Below are 19,363 nucleotides of genomic sequence, written 5' to 3' on the forward strand. Positions count from 1 at the left end.
TAGTTGGTCCTGCCCCAGTGGTAGGTGTGGCCGGTGAGCTCGTCGCGCACCGGCACGCTCGCATGCCAGTCCAGGCCGAGCGCCGGCATGTCCAACGACACCGTCGCTTCCCGGGTGTGGTGGGCGTCGAGGTTCACGACCACCAGAACCGTGTTCGATCCGTCCTTGTCCCGGGCCGTTTTCGAGTAGGCGATCACCGCATCCTGATCGGTGGTGTGGAAGTGCAGGTCACGCAGTTGCCGCAGGGCGGGGCTCGCGCGCCGTACGCGGTTGAGCGTGGTGATGAGGGGCGCGATGGTGGAGCCCGTGCGCTGCGCCGACTCCCAGTCACGCGGCCGCAGTTGATACTTCTCCGAGTTCAGATACTCCTCGCTGCCGGACCGCGCCGGGGCGTTCTCGCACAGTTCGTATCCGCTGTAGACGCCCCAGGTCGGCGAGAGGGTCGCGGCGAGCACGGCGCGCGCCTCGAAGGCCGGACGTCCGCCGTTCTGGAGGTAGGCGTGCAGGATGTCCGGCGTGTTCACGAAGAAGTTCGGCCGAAGATAGTGGGCGGTCTCGCCCGCCAACTCACGCGAGTAGTCCGTCAGTTCACTCTTGTCGTTGCGCCAGGTGAAGTAGGTGTAGGACTGCTGGAAGCCGATCGCGGCCAGGGTGCGCATCATGGCGGGGCGGGTGAAGGCCTCGGCCAGGAAGATGACGTCGGGGTCGGTGCGGTTGATGTCGCCCAGGACCTGCTCCCAGAAGACGACGGGTTTGGTGTGCGGGTTGTCGACGCGGAAGATGCGCACGCCGTGGCCCATCCAGAACCGCAGCAGGCGCAGGGTCTCGGCGACCAGGCCCGGCATGTCGCGGTCGAAGGCCAGCGGGTAGATGTCCTGGTACTTCTTGGGCGGGTTCTCCGCGTAGGCGATGGAGCCGTCGGCGCGGTGGGCGAACCACTCGGGGTGCTTGTCCACCCAGGGGTGGTCGGGGGAGCACTGCAGGGCGAAGTCCAGGGCGATCTCCAGGCCCAGGCCGGTGGCGCGGTGCACGAAGGCGTCGAAGTCCTCCAGGGTGCCCAGGTCCGGGTGGATCGCGTCGTGGCCGCCCTCGGGGGAGCCGATCGCCCAGGGCACCCCCACGTCGTGCGGGCCGGGGGACAGGGAGTTGTTCGGACCCTTGCGGAAAGTGCTGCCGATGGGGTGGATCGGCGGCAGGTAGACCACGTCGAAGCCCATCGCGGCGATCGCCGGGAGCCGCTCGGAGGCGGTGCGCAGGGTGCCGGAGCGTGGCGGCCGGCCCTCCTCGACGATCGCGCCCTCCGAACGCGGGAAGAACTCGTACCACGACCCGAACAACGCCCGCGGACGCTCCACGAGAAGCGGCAACCGCGGTGAGTCCGTGACGAGTTCGCGCAGGGGGTGTTCGGCGAGTACCGCGTCCACCTCCGGTGTGAGCGCGGCGGCGAGGCGGGCCGCGACGGGGCGGTCCGTGTCGCGCAGGGCCTCGGCGGCGCGGCGGAGTGTGGCGCGGCGGCCCTTGCTCACCGGGGCGTCGGCGGCCGCGCGTTCGTGCAGGCGGGCGCCTTCCTCCAGGACGAGTTCGGTGTCGATGCCCGCCGGGATCTTGATGTGCGCGTGGTGCCGCCACTGGGTGACGGGATCGCCCCACGCCTCGATGGAGTACGTCCAGTCCCCCTCGGCGTCCGCGGTGACGTCCGCGCCCCACCGGTCCGTGCCGGGGGCGAGTTCACGCATCGGCGTCCATGGTCCGGGGCGGCCCCGCGGGTCGCGCAGGACGACATTGGCGGCGACCGCCTCGTGGCCTTCGCGGAAGACGGTGGCCGTGACCTGGAAGGTCTCGCCCACCACGGCTTTGGCGGGCCTTCGCCCGCCGTGGACGAGGGGTGCCACGTCGAGGACGGGTATGCGGCCGGTGACAGGTTCCGGCCGGGGCGTTCGTGGAGGCGGGTCCTGGGTGTCCTGCGGATCGTGCGCGTCGTGCGGTTGTTGCCGGTGGTGCGGGTCGTGCTGTGGTGCCGGTGAGGTGGGCACCCTTGTGGAGGGCTTTCCCGAGGGCGAAGCCGACGGGCGAGTTGAGGGCATGACCGCTCCTGTCCGCGTTACATGAGTGGGGCGGATACGGGGGTGTGGAGGGGTTCTGCTGCTGTACCGCGCTTGTTGGCCGTACCGAGCCGTGACTGACCGTACTGAGCCGATTGCGTTCCGGGGGAGCCTTCCCACCAATTTCGGGTGGGCAATCCGGCGCTTTGTTAACTACTGGTGCGTAAGGCCCCATACAAGGCCGCGTCGTATCCGAGGGTGCGACGCCGCGGCCCGTGAAGCAAGGCCGCCGCCACGCACAGAGAACCGGCCCCGCCGTGTGCGGCGGGGCCGGTCGTGTGACGCGTCGTGGCGGCGTCGCGCCCTATGGGTTGTTGACCTGCAGCAACTTGTTCGGTGAGCCGAGTCCGGCGCCGGTCACCTTGCCCGTGGCTGCCTGCCCCGCCAGTGCCTTGCTCACTTCGGCCGGAGTCGCCGAGGGGTGGTCGGCGAGGTAGAGCGCCGCCGCGCCCGCCGCGTGCGGCGAGGCCATCGACGTGCCCGAGATGGTGTCCGTGGCGGCGTCGTTCGTGTTCCACGCGGAGGTGATGTCGACGCCCGGCGCGAACAGGTCCAGGCTGCCGCCCCAGTTGGAGAAGCTCGCCTTGGCGTCCTTCACGTCGGTCGCGCCGACCGTGACGGCCTCCTTCACGCGGGCCGGTGAGAACAGGACCGCCGGGAGCCCGTCGTTGCCCGCGGCGACCGTGTAGGTGACGCCGGAGGCGATCGAGTTGCGCACGGCGGCGTCCAGTTGGGCGTTGGCCGTGCCGCCGAGGCTGAGGTTGGCGACCGCGGGCTTCTCGGCGTTCTTGGTCACCCAGTCGATGCCCGCGATGACCTGGGCGGTCGTCCCCGACCCCGCGTCGTCGAGCACCCGCACGCCCACGACCTTCGCCCCCTTGGCGACGCCGTGGCTCTTGCCCGCCACGGTCGCGGACACATGCGTGCCGTGGCCGTTGCCGTCCTGCGCCGTGGCGTCGTTGTCGATGAAGTCCCAGCCGCTGCTCGCCCGGCCGCCGAAGTCCTCGTGAGTGGTGCGGACTCCGGTATCGATGACGTACGCGGTCACGCCCTTCCCCGCCGTCTTTGGCCAGGTGTAGGACTTGTCCAGCGGCAGATTCTTCTGGTCGATGCGGTCAAGGCCCCAGGAAGGCGGACTCTTCTGGGTGTGGTCCAGGGACACGGTGCTGTCCTGGACGACGGAGGCGACCCGCGAGTCACCCGCGAGCTTCTTCGCCTGGTCCGAACCCACTCTCACCGCATAGCCGTTGAGTGCGGTGCTGTAGGTGTGGCGTATTTTCGCCCCGTACTTCGATGCGACGTCCTGGCCCGCGTCCGACGGGGCCTGCGTCCCGCCCTTGAGCGTGACGATGTAACTCCCGCTGACGGAACCGGGTTCCCCGGCGCCGAGTATCTCGCCCAGCGGGGCGTCGGCGGGAGCGGCGTGTGCGGGCAGCGTGATGGCCGAAAGAACCACGGCCGTGGTGGCGGCGGTGACGGCTCCGGCCCACCGCAGACGCTTCGTTCGCGACAGAGTCATACGCTGTTTTCCCTCCCCAACTTGATGTGTCGCCCGTGGAGTTGGACCGATACGTGCCGGAATCCCCGTGTCCTCCACGAGCGCCACTTGGCAGCCTCTCGTGCGGCGTGAGGGCCTACAAGACCACACGACGTGGGGGAATCGGCCATACCGCCGGTGCGGGTGCTGTGAGGGTTGCGCCGATTTTCGGACGGGTTCGGGATTCCTCCGCCGGTTGCGCGGCCACCCCGTGACCGTCGCAGGTCGGCGTCCGTTTCCCGCCGGACGCGGACCGCCGGATCCGGGACGCTGACGGCATGACTTCCCAAGCCGCGCCGGACACGACGGCCGTCCTCACCGCCATGTACGAGGCGGAGTCCCGCTACCTCGCGGCGGGCGGCCCCGGCAGGGCCACGTTCGACCTGCTCGCCCCCTGTTTCGCCCCCGACGTCGTGCTGCACCAGGCGCGGGCCCTGCCGTACGGCGGCACCTGGCGCGGTCACGACGGGTTGACCCGGTTCTTCCTCGCCATGAGCGAGACCTGGGAGACCTTCGAGATCGGGAAGCAGGAGTTCCTGGCCACGGGCCGGACGGCGGTGGTCCACACCCATGTCCGCGCGCGGGCCCGTGCCACAGGGCGTGAACTCGCCTTTCCGATCCTCCAGACCATCACGGTGCGGGACGGACGGATCTCGCAGGTGCGGCCGTTCTACTGGGACACGGCGGCGATCGTCGCGGCGACCACCCCATAGGGATCCCTGTCAACTCCCGTACCAGCGGGTCACGTTACCCCTGACCCGGAACGTGCGCCCTGTGCGCCGTGGTGACAGGGGCGGTGCAACGCTAACGTCGGGGCGACACGTCGATACGAGACCTACGAACGCCCCCGTCATACGCCCCGTCAGACACCCTGTCAGAGGTGCACCGTGATGAAGGCCATCCGTCGATTCACCGTACGACCCGCCCTGCCCGACCCACTCGCCCCGCTCTCGGAGCTAGCCCGCAACCTGCGCTGGTCCTGGCACACCGGCACCCGTGAACTGTTCAAGTCCGTCGACCCCGGCCAGTGGGCCGCTTCGGGCGGCGACCCCGTGCGGCTGCTCGGCAGCGTGCCGCCCGCGCGCCTTGCCCAGCTCGCCGCGGACGACGTCTTCCTGCACCGCCTCGCCGAGGCCGCGGACGGACTCCGGGAGTACGTCACCGGGGCCCGCTGGTATCAGGAACAGTCGGCCGAGCGCGGCAGCGAACTACCCAGCGCCGTCGCCTACTTCTCGCCGGAGTTCGGCATCACCGACGCCCTGCCGCAGTACTCGGGCGGGCTCGGCATCCTCGCCGGCGACCACCTGAAAGCGGCGAGCGACCTCGGGCTGCCGCTCATCGGGGTCGGCCTGCTCTACCGGCACGGCTACTTCCACCAGTCGCTCTCCCGCGACGGCTGGCAGCAGGAGACCTACCCCGTACTCGACCCGAACGAGCTGCCCCTCTCCCTCCTGCGCGAGGCGGACGGCACCCCCAGCCTGGTCGAGATCGCGCTGCCCGGCGGCCGCTCCCTGCGCGCGCACGTCTGGCAGGCCACGGTCGGACGCGTGCCGCTGCTCATGCTCGACTCGGACGTCGAGGAGAACGACACCGGTGCCGCCGAGGTGACCGACCGGCTCTACGGCGGCGGCAGCGAACACCGGCTGCTCCAGGAGATGCTGCTCGGCATCGGCGGCATCCGCGCCATAAGGACGTACTGCCGGCTGACCGGGCACCCCGAGCCCGAGGTCTTCCACACGAACGAAGGCCACGCGGGCTTCCTCGGCCTGGAGCGCATCCACGAACTCGCCGGTCAGGGCCTTGACTTCGACGCGGCACTCGAAGCGGTACGGGCCGGAACCGTCTTCACCACCCATACCCCCGTACCCGCCGGAATCGACCGCTTCGACCGCGAGCTGGTCGCCCGGCACTTCGGACCGCACGCCGAACTGCCCCGCATCGACGTCGAACGCATACTGCGCCTCGGCATGGAGACCTACCCCGGCGGCGAGCCCAACCGCTTCAACATGGCGGTGATGGGCCTGCGGCTCGGGCGCTGTGCCAACGGCGTCTCCACCCTGCACGGCAAGGTGAGCCGCGAGATGTTCGCGGGCCTGTGGCCGGGATTCGACGCCGAGGAGGTGCCGATCTCCTCCGTCACGAACGGCGTGCACGCCCCGACCTGGGTGGCCCCGGAGGTGTTCCGCCTCGGCGCCCGCCAGATCGGCGCCCAGCGGACCGAGGACGCGCTGTCCGTGGGCGGCTCGGAGCGGTGGGACGCGGTCGCCGAGATCCAGGACGCCGACATCTGGGAGCTGCGGCGTGAACTGCGCGGTCAGCTGGTCACGGAGGTCAGGCAGCGGCTGTACGCGTCGTGGCGCCAACGGGGCGCAGCAAGCGCCGAGTTGGGGTGGATCGAGGACGTGCTCCACCCTGACGTCCTGACGATCGGCTTCGCGCGCCGCGTTCCCTCGTACAAGCGTCTGACGCTGATGCTGCGGGACAGGGACCGTCTGATGGAGCTCCTTACGCACGAGGAGCGGCCGATCCAGATCGTCGTGGCCGGAAAGGCCCATCCGGCGGACGACGGGGGTAAGCGGCTCATCCAGGAGCTCGTGCGCTTCACGGACGATCCGCGGGTGCGGGGCCGCATCGTGTTCCTGCCGGACTACGGCATGGCGATGGCGCAGAAGCTCTATCCCGGTTGCGACGTCTGGCTGAACAACCCCCTCCGTCCGCTCGAGGCCTGCGGGACGAGCGGGATGAAGGCCGCGTTGAACGGCTGCCTCAATCTCTCGGTCCTCGACGGCTGGTGGGACGAGTGGTTCGAGCCGGACTTCGGGTGGGCGATTCCCACGGCGGACGGGGAGGCCACGGACGACGACCGCAGGGACGACCTCGAAGCCGCGGCCCTGTACGACCTGCTCGAACGCAGGATCACGCCCCGCTTCTACGAGCAGGGGCCGGGAGGACTGCCCGACCGGTGGATCGAGATGGTCCGGCGGACACTGACCCGGCTCGGGCCCAAGGTGCTCGCGGGGCGGATGGTGCGTGACTACGTGGAGGAGCTGTACGTGCCCGCCGCGCGGGCGCACCGCACGCTGGGCGCGGACGCCGCCGTGGAGCTGGCCTCGTGGAAGACGCGGGTGCGTGATGCCTGGCCGCAGGTGGCGGTCGACCATGTCGAGGCGTCGGCGACCGGCGCCACCGCGGAACTCGGCGCCACGCTCTCGTTGCGGGTGCGCGTGCGGCTCGGCGAGCTGACCCCGGACGACGTGGAGGTGCAGACGATCGCGGGCCGCGTGGACCCCGAGGACGTCATCGCCGACGCGAAGCCGCTGCCGCTGAAGGCCGTGGGCGGCCCCGACGCGGAAGGCCGCCGCCTCTACGAGGGCCCTCTCGCCCTGGACCGGACGGGGCCTTTCGGCTACACGGTGCGGATTCTGCCCGCGCACCGTCTGCTGGCCAGCGGCGCGGAACTGGGCCTGGTGGCGGTGCCGTCCGAGGGGACGGGTGAGGCCGCGGGGGTGCTGCTGCGGTAGGGCGGATACCCGGACACCAGAACGCCGGGCGGGCCGAAGGACCTCGGCTCGCCCGGCGTTCTGGGATGTACTACTTGACGTTGACGCCGGTCCAGGCCGCGGCGACGCCCTTGGCCTCGGCGGAGTCCGCGCCGTACAGGTCCGTCGCGGCCTTCAAGGTGCCCTCACGGGCCGCCTTGTAGTCCGTCGTCGTCGTGAAGTACGACGTCAGGGCCTTGAACCAGATCTTCTCGGCCTTGTCGCGCCCGATGCCCTCGACCTTGGAGCCGTCGGCGGTCGGGGAGTCGTACTTGACGCCGTTGATCTCCTTCGCGCCGCTGCCCTCGGACAGCAGGTAGAAGAAGTGGTTGGCGATGCCCGAGGAGTAGTGCACGTCGACGTTGCCCGCGTCCGCGCTCCAGTTGTCCAGGGACTGGCCGTCCTTGGAGGGCTTGTCCATGTAGCGCAGCGGCGATCCGTCGCCGTTGATGTCGATCTCTTCGCCGATGAGGTAGTCGCCGACGTCTTCCTTGTTCTTGGCGTTGAACTCGACGGAGGCGCCGAAGATGTCGGAGGTGGCCTCGTTCAGGCCGCCCGACTCGCCGCTGTACTCCAGGTTGGCGGTGGCCGCGGTGACGCCGTGCGACATCTCGTGGGCCGCCACGTCGATCGACGTCAGGGGCGCCTTGTCGCCCTCGCCGTCGCCGTACGTCATGCAGAAGCAGCTGTCGTCCCAGAAGGCGTTGACGTACGAGTTGCCGTAGTGGACGCGCGATGTCGCGCCCTTGCCGTCGCCCTTGATGCCCTCGCGACCGTGCACGGTCTTGTAGTAGTCCCAGGTCAACTGGGCTCCGTAGGCGGCGTCGACGGCGGCGGTCTGCGGGTCGTCGGCCTTGCCGGTGCCCCACGTGTCGTCGTCGTCCGTGACGAGCTTGCCCTCGCCGCTCTGGGCGTGGTCGAGGTTGAACGTCGAGTGGCCGCCGCGCGAGTCGTCGGTCAGGTCGAAGCCGTTCGAGCCCTTCTTGGAGCCGATCTCGACGTCGCCGCTGTACTGGCTGTGGCCGGCGCCGTTCTCGATGGCCTGGTACTGGTAGAGCTTCTTGCCCGTGGCCGCGTCGGTGATGACGTGCAGCTTGCTGGGCGTGCCGTCCTTCTGGACGCCGGTGACGACGGTCTCGTGGGCGAGGACCGGCTTGCCGGACGCGGCCCAGATGACCTTGCGCGGGGCCTGCGCGTCGGCCTTCTTGGTGTCGCCGGACTTCGCGGCGGTCGACTCGGCGGACTTCGCCGCCGACTTGGCGCCGACCTTCGCGGAGGTGGAGGCGACCTTGATGGTGGCCTTGGCCGCCTTGGTCACGCTCTTGACCTTGCCGCTCTTGGCGGCGTGGACGACGAGGTCGCCGCCGAGGACGGGAAGACCGTCGTAGGTGCGCTCGTAGCGGGTGTGCGTGGTGCCGTCACGGTCCTTGACGACATCGCGGACGACGAGCTTTTCCTTCGCGCCGAGGCCGATCTTCTCGGCGGTGGCAGCCTTCTCCGCGTTCGCGTCCTGGAGCAGGCCGGCGCGGGCGGTGGAGGAGAGTGCGATCTGCGATCCGGCGGGCGCCGCTGCCTGGTCGGGCTGCGCGGAGGCTCCGGTGGCCAGAGTGCCGGCGAGCAGTGCTCCGGCGGCAACAGCGGTGGCGATGGCCAGCGTCGAGCGCTTCCGGGATATGTGGGGGGTCACGCATGCTCCTTCTGTGGGGGGCCCGGGCGGCGTTGGGGAGCTGTCCGGGCTGAAAGATGCGGTGCGGTGTACAGATGTTCTGTTGTGTCGTGCGAGGGAAGAGTGTCAGTTGAGCCAGGTGCATGTCAGGTACCTGGCCGCAGGTTGGCCGGAAATCGTCCGTTGAGCGATGGTCCATGTACGCAATGCGAACGGCGTGTTACGCGCCTGTCCCGCACATGGCTGCGCCGCTCCGGGGAGTTGATCCACCCGGAGCGGCGCAAGTCGGTGCGTTGACCTACCGGCTTTGTCTGTATCTACCGGTTTACGGGAAGGTGAGCTTCCAGCTGTTGATGCGGCCGGTATCCTGCGCGGCCACGTCCTGGACCTTCAGCTTCCAGGTGCCGTTGGCCACCTCGGACGAGGCGTTGACCGTGTAGGTCTCCACGACGTTGTCCGCCGAGTCGCCCGCACTGGAGTTCTTCAGGCGGTACGTCGACCCGTCCGGGGCCACCAGGTCGATGACCAGGTCACCGCGCCAGGTGTGGACGATGTCGACGCCGACCTTCAGCGCGGCGGGCGCGTTGCCCGTGCGGCCGGTGACGTTGATCGACGAGGTGACGGCCGCGCCCCGGTCCGGGATGGCGACATCGGTCGTGTTCTCGAAGTCGGTGCCGCCGCCGGGGCCGCCGCGCGTGCCGACGTTGACCGCGGCCCAGGCATCGCCCACCGCCTTGTACTCGGCGCTGGTGGTGCCGTACAGCTCGCCGGCCACCGCGAGGGTCCCGGTGCGGGCCGCCGCGTAGTTGGTGGTCGTGGTGAACTTCGTCGTCAGCGCCTTGAACCAGATGAGCGACGCCTTGTCACGACCAATTCCGGCCACAGGCAGACCGTCCGAGGTGGGCGAGTCGTACGAGACGCCGTTGATCACCTTGGCGCCGCTGCCCTCGCTCAGGAGGTAATAGAAGTGGTTGGCGACGCCGGACGAGTAGTGCACGTCGACGTTGCCGATGCCCGAGTACCAGGAGTCCTTGGACGCGCCGTCCTTGCTGGGCTTGTCCATGTAGCGCAGCGGGGTGCCGTCGCCGTTGATGTCGATCTTCTCGCCGACGAGGTAGTCGCCCTTGTCCTGCGCGTTGTTGGCGTGGAACTCCACGGCCGCCGCGAAGATGTCGGACGTCGCCTCGTTCAGGCCGCCGGACTCGCCGCTGTACGTCATGTTGCCGGTGGCCGCGGTGACGCCGTGCGTCATCTCGTGGGCCGCCACGTCGATCGACGTCAGCGGCTTGGAGTTGCCGGTGCCGTCGCCGTACGTCATGCAGAAGCAGGAGTCCTGCCAGAACGCGTTGACGTAGTTGTTGCCGTAGTGGACCCGCGAGTACGCGCCGACGCCGTCACCCCGGATGCCGGAGCGGCCGTGCACGTTCTTGTAGTAGTCCCACGTGAGCTGGGCGCCGTAGGCGGCGTCCGCGCCCGCGGTCTCCGCGTTGGACGCCTGGCCGTTGCCCCACACGTCGTCCGGGCCCGAGAAGAGCGTGCCGGTGCCCGACGTGCCGCGGTTGAGGTTGTACGTCTTGTGGCTGCCGCGACCGGTGTCGGTCAGGGTGTAGTTCGACCCCGACTGAGCACTGCCCACGGTGACCTGACCGCTGTACTGCGTGTTGCCCGTGCCGTTCTCGACGCCCTGCCACTGGAAGAGCTTCTTGCCGGTGGCCGCGTCCGTGATGACGTGCAGCTCGTTCGGCGTGCCGTCGTGCTGAAGCCCGCCGACCACCGTCTCGTACGCGAGCGTCGGCTCGCCCTTGGCCATCCAGACGACCTTGCGCGGCGCGCGGTCCGCGTCGGTCTTCTTCGAGCCCTCGGCCTTCGCCGCGCCGAGCGCCTGCTTCTCGGCGGTCGCGGCCTTCACGTCGGCAGCGGTGTCGACGCCCTTGAGCTGGGCCTTCGCGGCCTTGGTGACGCCCTCGGTCTTGCCGGACTTCGCCTCGTCGACCACCAGGTCGCCGCCCAGGACGGGCATGCCGTCGTAGGTGCGCTCGTAGCGGGTGTGCGTCGTGCCGTCGGCGTCCTTGGTGACGTCACGTACGACGAGCTTCTCCTTGGCGCCGAGCCCCAGGTCCTTGGCCGTGTCCGCCTTCGTGGCGTTGGCGTCCTCGAGGAGCGCCGCACGCTGGGCGGGAGAGAGCTTCACGGGCAGGGAGCCGGGGTCGGCCTTGCCTATTTTGGCCGAGGCCGAGGCCTTGGCCCGGGATATCGCGGGGTCGTCGGCGGATGCCGGGCCCGTCTGGAAGGCCACCGCGACAAGGGCGGCGACTGCGGTCAGGGCGCCCGCTGCGGTGGCGCGTCTGTGGGAGGCAGGTCTGTGAGAGGTGCTTCTCAACACGGACTCCTTCTGCGTGGCCGCGGGGTGCGCGGCCAGGGGGACCGGGCGGCGCGGTCGTGCCGTCCGGGCAGAACAAGGCAGAACGTGGAGCTGGGAACACGGTGGAGCACTGGTGCAACACGGTGGTGCCGGGAATCGAGGGGAAGAGTGGCACCGGCGCGCTCTGTTTGTCAGGAGTGCGTCAAGAGTTGGCCGGAAATGGTCCGCTGCCCGGTCGCTCACGTTCGATATACGGAGGGGTCGCTCAAGGTCAGGGGCTCCCGATTGTTCGACGGGAGCCCCTCACCGGGCACGCGGGGCGGTGTGGCTGATTCCGGCCCCTTTCCTTGAGCGGGCGAGGGCGGGCGCGGACGGGCGGACGCGGCGAGAGTGCGGCGAGGGCGCGGCAAGGACGTGGCGAGGGCGCGCTTAGCCCACCACGCTGTCGCGCCACGCGCGGTGCAGATCCGCGAACGAGCCGCTGCCCGCGATGAGTTCGGCCGGAGTGCCGTCCTCCACGACGCGGCCGTGCTCCATCACGAGCACCCGGTCGGCGATCTCCACCGTGGAGAGCCGGTGGGCGATCACGACCGCGGTCCGGCCGCGCAGGACCGTGTGCATGGCGCGCTGCACGGCCCGCTCGCCGGGGATGTCGAGCGAGCTGGTCGCCTCGTCGAGGATCAGCACCGCCGGATCGGCGAGCAGCGCCCGCGCGAACGCGACGAGCTGGCGCTGGCCTGCGGAGATACGGCCGCCCCTCTTGCGTACGTCGGTGTCGTAGCCGTCCGGCAGGGACGCGATGAAGTCGTGCGCGCCGATGGCTTTCGCCGCCTGCTCGACGTCCTCGCGGGTGGCGTCCGGGCGGCCGATGGCGATGTTCTCGGCGACGGTCCCGGAGAAGAGGAAGGCCTCCTGGGTCACCATGACGACCCCGCGCCGGAGCTCGGCGTTGGCGAGATCCCGCAGGTCGACGCCGTCGAGCAGGACCCTGCCCTCCGTCGGGTCGTAGAAGCGGGCGAGGAGCTTGGCGAGCGTGGACTTGCCGGCGCCGGTGGAGCCGACCACGGCGACGGTCTGCCCGGCGGGCAGCGTCAGGTCGAAGCGGGGCAGGACCTCGCCGCCGGTCCGGTAGGCGAACCGCACGCCGTCGAAGTCGACCTCGCGGCCGGGGTGTTCGGAGGCGAGGGCGGGCAGCGGCCTGGTGCGGTCGGGGTGCGGCTCGGGCACGGAGGGGGTCTGGGCGAGCAGCCCGGCGACCTTCTCCAGGGACGCGGCGGCGGACTGGTAGGAGTTCAGGAACATCCCGAGCCGGTCGATCGGGTCGTACAGGCGCCGCAGATACAGCACGGCCGCGGCGAGGACGCCGAGGGCGAGGGTGTCCTCGGTGACGCGGTAGGCGCCCCACAGGACGATGCCGGCGACGGCCGTGTTGGCGACGAGCCGCGAGCCGACCACGTAACGGGCCATCTCCAGCATGGCGTCGCCGTTGGCCCGCTCGTGATGGCGGTTGAGCTTGCCGAACTCCTCCTCGTTCGCCCGCTCGCGGCGGAACGCGCGGACGGGGCGGATGCCGTTCATCGTCTCGGCGAACTTCACGATGACGGAGGCGATCGCGGTGGACCGCTTGCCGAAGAGGGGGCCTGCGCGGCGCTGGTAGCGGCGCACGAGGAGGTAGAGCGGCACGAACGACGCGACGGCCACGGCGCCGAGGCTCAGGTCGAGCCAGAGCAGCATCACCGAGATGTAGACGAAGGACAGGATGACCGTGATCAGCTCCTGAAGCCCCTCGCTGAGCAGTTCCCGCAGGGACTCCACGTCGGTGGTGGACCGGGAGATGAGCCGCCCCGATGTGTACCGCTCGTGGAAGTCCACGCTGAGGGCCTGCGCGTGCCGGAAGATGCGGCCGCGCAGATCGAGCAGTACGTCCTGGTTGACGCGGGCGGAGGCCACGATGAACGCGTACTGGAATCCGCCGGACGCGGCCGCGCAGAGCAGATAGCCGATGCCGACGGCCACGAGCGGTCCGTAGTCACCGCCCCGGACGGCGGGCACACCACTGTCGATGGCATACGCAACGAGCAACGGCCCGCCCTGCACGGCGGCCTGCTGCAGGAGCAGCAGCACCGTCGCGACGACGACCCGCCTCCGCAGCGGCGAGAGCAGCGACCGCAGCAGGGCGGACGTGGCGCCGGAGGGCGCGGGAAGGGTGTCCTGGTCGAAGTCGTCGGCGGGGGCGGCGGGTTCGGGCACCGACGCCTTGCCGGGGGGTTCGGACACCGACTCCTTGCCGTGAGTTTCGGGCCCCGATTCCTTGCCGGAGGTGACATCCGCATCGGAGGGCGCTGCGGGGCGGCCGGCATCCTGCGCGGGGGAGCCCTCCTCGTCCGGCCCGGTGGTCCGTGATGCCGGTGTGGACGCGCTCATCGCAGGTCCTTCCCCTCCGCGGACACGAAGCCCGCCTCAGTCTGTACATCCGCAAACCCGGAGCCCGCCGTCCCCGACATCAGCCACGCGTACTCCGCGTTCTCCCGCAGCAGTTCCTGGTGCGTGCCCACCGCGGTGATCCGGCCGTCGGAGAGCAGCGCCACCCGGTCCGCGAGGAGGACCGTGGAGGGGCGGTGGGCCACCACCAGGGCCGTCGTGTCCCGCAGGACGCGGCGCAGGGCCGCCTCCACCAGGGCCTCCGTGTGGACGTCGAGCGCCGAGAGCGGGTCGTCGAGGACCAGGAAGCGCGGGCGGCCGACCACCGCGCGGGCCAGGGCGAGGCGCTGGCGCTGCCCGCCGGAGAGGCTCAGGCCCTGCTCGCCGACCTGCGTGGCGGTGCCCTGCGGCAGCGCGTGCGCGAAGTCGGCCTGGGCGACGTCGAGGGCGCGCCCCAACTCGGCCTCGCCCGCGCCCTCCCCGGCCCCCATCAGGACGTTCTCGCCCACCGACGCGGAGAACAGCGTCGGCTCCTCGAAGGCGACGGCCACCAGCGTGCGCAGCCGCTCGCGTTCCATCCGGGCGATGTCCTCGCCGTCCAGCGTGATGCGGCCCCCGGTCACCTCGTGCAGCCGGGGCACGAGCGCCGTCAGCGTCGTCTTGCCGCTGCCCGTCGCGCCGACGAGGGCGAGCGTCTCGCCGTGGCGGACGTGCAGGTCGATCCGGTCGAGCGCGGGCGGGGCGTCGGCGGGCGCGTCCGGGTAGCGGAACTCCACCCCGTGGAAGCGCAGGCCGGAAGCGCCGGAAGGCTCATCTCCAGAGGCACCGGGAGCACCGGAGGTACCGGAAGCACCGGAAGCACCGGAAGCATCAGAGGAGGACTCCGGCTCCGCGTCCATCACCTCGAAGTACCGCTCCGTGGCCGTCGCCGACTCCTGGCTCATCGCGAGCAGGAACCCGATCGACTCCACCGGCCAGCGCAGCGCGAGCGCCGTCGAGAGGAAAGCGACCAGCGTGCCCGTGGACAGGCCGCCGTCCGCCACCTGCACCGTCCCCAGGACGAGCGCCGCACCGATCGCGATCTCCGGCAGCGCCATGATCACCGCGTAGATCGCCGCGAGCAGCCGCGCCTTGGCCAGCTCCGTGCCCCGCAGCTCGTGCGAGAGCTCGCGGAACGCGCGCGCCTGGCTGCGGTGGCGGCCGAAGCCCTTGATGATGCGGATGCCGAGCACGCTCTCCTCGACGACCGTCGTCAGATCGCCGACCTGGTCCTGCGCCCGCCGTGCCACGGCCATGTACCGGCCCTCGTAGTACGCGCAGACGATCACCAGCGGAACCAGCGGCGTCAGGAGCACGAGGCCGAGGGCCCAGTCCTGCGCCACCAGGATCGCCATGCCGACCACGATCGTCGTGCCGTTCACGATCAGGAAGGTCAGCGGGAAGGCGAGGAACATCCGCAGCAGCATCAGATCCGTCGTGCCGCGCGACAGCAACTGCCCCGAGGCCCAGCGGTCGTGGAAGGCCACCGGAAGCCGCTGCAGATGGCGGTAGAGATCCGCCCGCATCGCCGCCTCGACCGAGGCGAGCGGCCGCGCCACGAGCCACCGCCGAAGACCGAAGAGCAGCGCCTCCGCCACACCGAGGAGCAGCAGGAGCAGCGCCCCGAGCCACACCCCTCCGAGATCCCGGTCCGCCACCGGCCCGTCCACCATCCACTTCAGTACGAGGGGGAAGACAAGCCCCGTACAGGAAGCGAGGATGGCCACAAACGCCGCGCTGAACAGGCGGGTTCGCACGGGACGGACATACGGCCACAGCCGGAGCAGCGTCCGCGCCGCGGACCCTTTCCGGGCAGGCCCCTCGGCGGGCCCTTCGGCAGGTTCCTTGGTCGGTGCATCTGGTTTCGGCATCAGGAGCGAGCCTACGGACGACCACTGACACAGCCCACCGAGTTTTGACCCGTCCCCGCTCGTCCGCTGGTCCTACGACCGGGCCCACGCGGCGCCGGGACCGGCCTCCACCGGCGAAGTCGTACCCCGCCATCATCCGATCGGCTGATGCCGCTTCGAGCGCGATGGGCGATGCCCCGGCCCCCGTGCACCGGCGAGGCTCGGACCATGCCCATCATCGAAGTGCACGACCTGCGCAAGGCCTACGGCGGACGGACCGTCGTCGACGGCGTCTCCTTCGCCGTCGAAGAGGGCGAGATCTTCGGCGTCCTCGGCCCCAACGGCGCCGGCAAGACCACCACCGTGGAATGCGTCGAAGGCCTGCGCGTGCCCGACACCGGCACCGTCCGCGTCGCCGGTCTCGACCCCGTCGCCGACCACGACGAGGTCACCCGCATCCTCGGCGCCCAGCTCCAGGAGAGCGAGCTCCAGGCGAAGCTCACCGTGCGCGAGGCCCTGGAGCTGTACGCCGCGTTCTACCCGAACCCCGCCGACTGGCGCCCCCTCGCCGAACGCCTGCGCCTGACCGACAAGCTGGACAGCCGCTTCGGCAAGCTCTCCGGCGGCCAGAAGCAGCGCCTGTTCATCGCCCTCGCACTGATCGGCAACCCGAGGGTCGTGGTGCTCGACGAGCTGACCACCGGGCTCGACCCGCGCGCCCGCCGCGACACCTGGCAGCTCATCGAGGACGTACGCGACAGCGGCGTCACCGTCCTGCTCGTCACCCACTTCATGGAGGAGGCCCAGCGCCTCTGCGACCGCATCGCGGTCATCGACAAGGGCCGGATCGCCGCCCTCGACACCCCGGCGGGCCTGATCAGCCGGGCCGCGAGCTCCACCGTCATGTCCTTCACGCCGTCCGCACCGCTGGACGAGCACGCCCTGGCGGCCCTGCCCGCGGTCACCTCCGTCGACCACCGCGACGGCCGCTACACCTTGAACGGCACCGACGAGACCGTCAACGCAGCCATCACGCTGCTCGCCCGGCACCACATCACCGCACACCAACTCCGGGTCTCCGACGCCACGCTGGACGACGCCTTCCTCGACCTCACGGGAGCCACGGCATGACCTCCGCCGTCACCGCACCCCACACCACCGCGAAGAACACCGCGAAGAGCAAGGCCTCGGCCGCCGTGTTCAAGGCCGAGCTGCGGATCTTCCGCCGCGAGCCCGGCGCCCTCTTCTGGATCATGGTGTTCCCCACGGTCCTCCTGGTGATCCTCGGCTCCATCCCCTCCTTCCGGGAGACCGACGCCTCGCTCGGCGGCATCCGCCTCGTCGACGCGTACGTCCCCGTGACGGTCCTGCTCTCCCTGATCATGGCGGGCCTCCAGGCCATGCCGCCGCTGATCACCGGCTACCGCGAACGCGGCATCCTGCGCCGCATGTCGGCCACGCCGGTCCGCCCCTCCGCCGTGCTCGGCGCGCAGATGGCCATCCACGGAGCCGCCGCGCTCTTCTCCTCCCTGCTCTCCCTGACCGTGGGCCGCCTCGTCTTCGACGTGGCTCTCCCGCGCCAGGCCTTCGGCTACGCCCTCGCGCTGCTCCTCGCGATCGCCTGCGGGCTCGCCCTCGGCGCCCTGGTCTCGGCGCTCGCGCGCACCACGAAGGCCGCGACCGCGATCGGCTCCGCCGTCTTCTTCCCCATGATGTTCAGCGCGGGCGTCTGGCTGCCGGTGCAGGCGATGCCGGACGCGCTCGCCCACATCGTGGAACTCACCCCGCTCGGCGCCGCCGCGCAGGCACTGGGTGAGGCGGCGGGCGGCGACTGGCCCGCCTTCTCCCACCTCGGCGTGCTCGTCGTGTGGGCGGTGGCCCTCTCGGCGGGGGCAGCGCGCTGGTTCCGGTGGGAGTGACAGGCGGGCGGCGCGACAGGTGACCGACACTGGGAACGTGAGCATGAGCACGGCGGACGCCACGCAGATGATCGAACAGCGCTGGGGCACGTTCTACCGCTGGGGCCCCTACACCCTGCTCGGGTTCGGCGTCCTCATGTCGGTCGCCACGAGCGGCGTCGTCGGCATGGGACCCGGCGAGTGGTACGTGTCGGGGGCGCTGGTCGTAGCGGCGCTCGCCGTCCAGGCGTGGTGGGGCGTCCTCGCCGGGTCCCGGCCGGGGCCCTCGCCCGCGGGCACGCTCTACTACGCGCTGCGCTGGGCGATCGCCTTCGTCCTCACCTGGATCAACCCGTTCTTCGCGTTCTACGCCGTCGCCGGGTACTTCGGAGCCGAGCGGCTGCTGCCGCCGCGCCTGGTCAAGCCCGGGCTCTTCGCCACCGCCGTCATCATGGCGGGCTCCCAGTCGGGCGGGCTCCCGCCCCGGGACGGCCTTGGCTGGGCGGTCTTCGGCGGTCTGCTCGCGGTGAACGTCGCGCTGCTCGCCGTCTTCGCCCACCTGGCCGTGCAGGAGGACCAGCGTGCCCGCGACGCGGCCGCCACCATCGTCGAACTGGAACGCGCCAACACCGCCCTCCAGCAGGCCATGGACGAGAACGCCGCCCTGCACGCCCAACTCCTCGTCCAGGCAAGGGAAGCGGGCGTCGCCGACGAGCGGCGGCGGCTCGCGGCCGAGATCCACGACACCATCGCGCAGGGCCTGACCGGCATCATCGCCCAGCTCCAGGTCGTCACGAACGCCCGCGACGAGAAGCTGGCCCGCGAGCACCTGGACCGCGCCGCCGCCCTCGCCCGGCACAGCCTGGGCGAGGCCCGCCGCTCCGTGCACAACCTCTCCCCGACGGCCCTTGAGCACGACGCGCTGCCCGAAGCGCTGAAGAAGACGGTCACGGAGTGGGCCGAACGCACCGGGGTCCGCGCCGACTTCACCGTCACAGGGCCCGCCGAGCCACTGCACGAGGAGATCGAGGCGACTCTCCTGCGCATCGTCCAGGAGGCCCTGTCCAACACCGCACGGCACGCCCGGGCGACCCGCCTCGGCGTCACCCTGTCCTTCATGGGCGACGAGGTGACTCTGGACGTACGCGACGACGGCCGTGGCTTCGATCCGCTCGCCACGGTGGAGCGCACCGGCTCCGGAGGCTTCGGGCTCGACGGCATGCGGGCCCGCGCCGAGCGCATCGCGGGCTCCTTCACCGTCGAATCGGAACCGGGGCACGGCACCGCGCTCTCGGCTCGCGTACCGTTGGTCCGCCATGGCTGACCCGATCACTCTGCTCATCGTCGACGACCACCCCGTCGTACGGGACGGCCTGCGCGGCATGTTCCTGTCCGACCCCTGCTTCGAGGTGCTCGGCGAGGCGGCCGACGGCGTCGAGGCCGTCGCCCTGGTGGAGCGCCTCGACCCGGACGTCGTCCTGATGGACCTGCGCATGCCGGGCGGGGGCGGGGTCGACGCGATCGCGGAGCTGGGCCGCCGCGGCGCCCGCGCCAGGGTCCTGGTCCTCACCACGTACGACACGGACTCCGACACGCTGCCCGCGATCGAGGCGGGCGCGACGGGCTATCTCCTCAAGGACGCGCCGCGCGACGAACTGTTCACCGCGGTCCGCGCGGCGGCGCAGGGCCGCACGGTCCTCTCGCCCGCCGTCGCATCCCGGCTCGTCTCACGCGTGCGTGCCCCCGGCAACGAACCGCTGAGCACCCGTGAACGGGAGGTGCTCGCGCTCGTCGCCAAGGGCACGTCGAACCGTGCGATCGCCGCGGAACTCTTCATCAGCGAGGCCACGGTCAAGACGCACCTCACCCACATCTACGGCAAGCTGGGCGCCAAGGACCGAGCGGCGGCGGTGGCCACGGCGTACAGCAGGGGCATTCTGAGCTGAGGG

At 70.8% G+C, this 19,363-nt stretch carries 12 protein-coding genes; 6 read left to right on the forward strand and 6 right to left on the reverse strand.

What is annotated here, in order from left to right; all coding sequences use genetic code 11:
• Positions 1 to 2,084 (reverse strand): alpha-1,4-glucan--maltose-1-phosphate maltosyltransferase (locus ABZ906_RS45290; protein ID WP_361393118.1); only part of this gene is annotated, 2,084 nt, incomplete at its 3' end.
• Positions 2,085 to 2,406: 322 nt separating this feature from the next.
• Positions 2,407 to 3,621: a S8 family peptidase gene (locus ABZ906_RS45295; protein WP_361393120.1), complete on the reverse strand. Its 1,215-nt coding sequence runs from the start codon at positions 3,619 to 3,621 to the stop codon at positions 2,407 to 2,409.
• Between the two features lie 296 nt (positions 3,622 to 3,917).
• On the opposite strand from ABZ906_RS45295, the gene ABZ906_RS45300 reads away from it, so the two are divergent.
• On the forward strand, positions 3,918 to 4,352 hold the full coding sequence (locus ABZ906_RS45300; RefSeq protein ID WP_361393121.1) for a nuclear transport factor 2 family protein: 435 nt from the start codon (positions 3,918 to 3,920) through the stop codon (positions 4,350 to 4,352).
• 177 nt (positions 4,353 to 4,529) lie between these two features.
• Positions 4,530 to 7,160 carry an alpha-glucan family phosphorylase gene (gene glgP / locus ABZ906_RS45305; RefSeq protein WP_361393123.1) on the forward strand — a complete coding sequence of 877 codons (2,631 nt, stop codon included), beginning with the start codon at positions 4,530 to 4,532 and terminating at the stop codon, positions 7,158 to 7,160.
• 70 nt (positions 7,161 to 7,230) lie between these two features.
• On the opposite strand, the gene ABZ906_RS45310 is transcribed toward glgP, so the two are convergent.
• From ABZ906_RS45310 to ABZ906_RS45325, 4 genes are all read right to left on the reverse strand, one after another.
• Entirely contained in the window at positions 7,231 to 8,865 is a 1,635-nt protein-coding gene (locus ABZ906_RS45310) for a M4 family metallopeptidase (protein ID WP_361393125.1), read from the reverse strand.
• A 304-nt stretch (positions 8,866 to 9,169) separates the two neighbouring features.
• Complete coding sequence (locus ABZ906_RS45315) at positions 9,170 to 11,224, reverse strand: M4 family metallopeptidase (RefSeq protein WP_361393127.1); 2,055 nt, start codon at positions 11,222 to 11,224, stop codon at positions 9,170 to 9,172.
• Between the two features lie 411 nt (positions 11,225 to 11,635).
• Positions 11,636 to 13,630, reverse strand: coding sequence for an ABC transporter ATP-binding protein (locus ABZ906_RS45320; protein WP_361393129.1), 1,995 nt, complete (start codon positions 13,628 to 13,630; stop codon positions 11,636 to 11,638).
• A complete protein-coding gene (locus ABZ906_RS45325) occupies positions 13,627 to 15,537 on the reverse strand; it encodes an ABC transporter ATP-binding protein (protein WP_361393131.1) in 1,911 nt (636 codons plus the stop codon). Before ABZ906_RS45325 ends, ABZ906_RS45320 begins: the two co-directional genes overlap by 4 nt.
• Positions 15,538 to 15,744: 207 nt before the next feature.
• On the opposite strand from ABZ906_RS45325, the gene ABZ906_RS45330 reads away from it, so the two are divergent.
• From ABZ906_RS45330 to ABZ906_RS45345, 4 genes are read left to right on the forward strand one after another with little or no spacing between them, the layout of a single operon-like run.
• The gene (locus ABZ906_RS45330) at positions 15,745 to 16,647 is read left to right on the forward strand and encodes an ABC transporter ATP-binding protein (protein WP_361192804.1); all 903 of its coding nucleotides are present in this window, start codon (positions 15,745 to 15,747) and stop codon (positions 16,645 to 16,647) included.
• Positions 16,644 to 17,435 carry an ABC transporter permease gene (locus tag ABZ906_RS45335; RefSeq protein ID WP_361393132.1) on the forward strand — a complete coding sequence of 264 codons (792 nt, stop codon included), beginning with the start codon at positions 16,644 to 16,646 and terminating at the stop codon, positions 17,433 to 17,435. Before ABZ906_RS45330 ends, ABZ906_RS45335 begins: the two co-directional genes overlap by 4 nt.
• A gap of 43 nt (positions 17,436 to 17,478) precedes the next feature.
• Positions 17,479 to 18,738 carry a sensor histidine kinase gene (locus tag ABZ906_RS45340; RefSeq protein WP_361393162.1) on the forward strand — a complete coding sequence of 420 codons (1,260 nt, stop codon included), beginning with the start codon at positions 17,479 to 17,481 and terminating at the stop codon, positions 18,736 to 18,738.
• Positions 18,731 to 19,360, forward strand: coding sequence for a response regulator transcription factor (locus tag ABZ906_RS45345; RefSeq protein ID WP_361192810.1), 630 nt, complete (start codon positions 18,731 to 18,733; stop codon positions 19,358 to 19,360). The genes ABZ906_RS45340 and ABZ906_RS45345 overlap by 8 nt, the downstream gene beginning before the upstream one ends.
• The last annotated feature ends 3 nt before the right edge of the window (positions 19,361 to 19,363 follow it).

The sequence above is a fragment of the Streptomyces sp. NPDC046925 genome, from assembly GCF_040644915.1.
Lineage (GTDB): Bacteria > Actinomycetota > Actinomycetes > Streptomycetales > Streptomycetaceae > Streptomyces.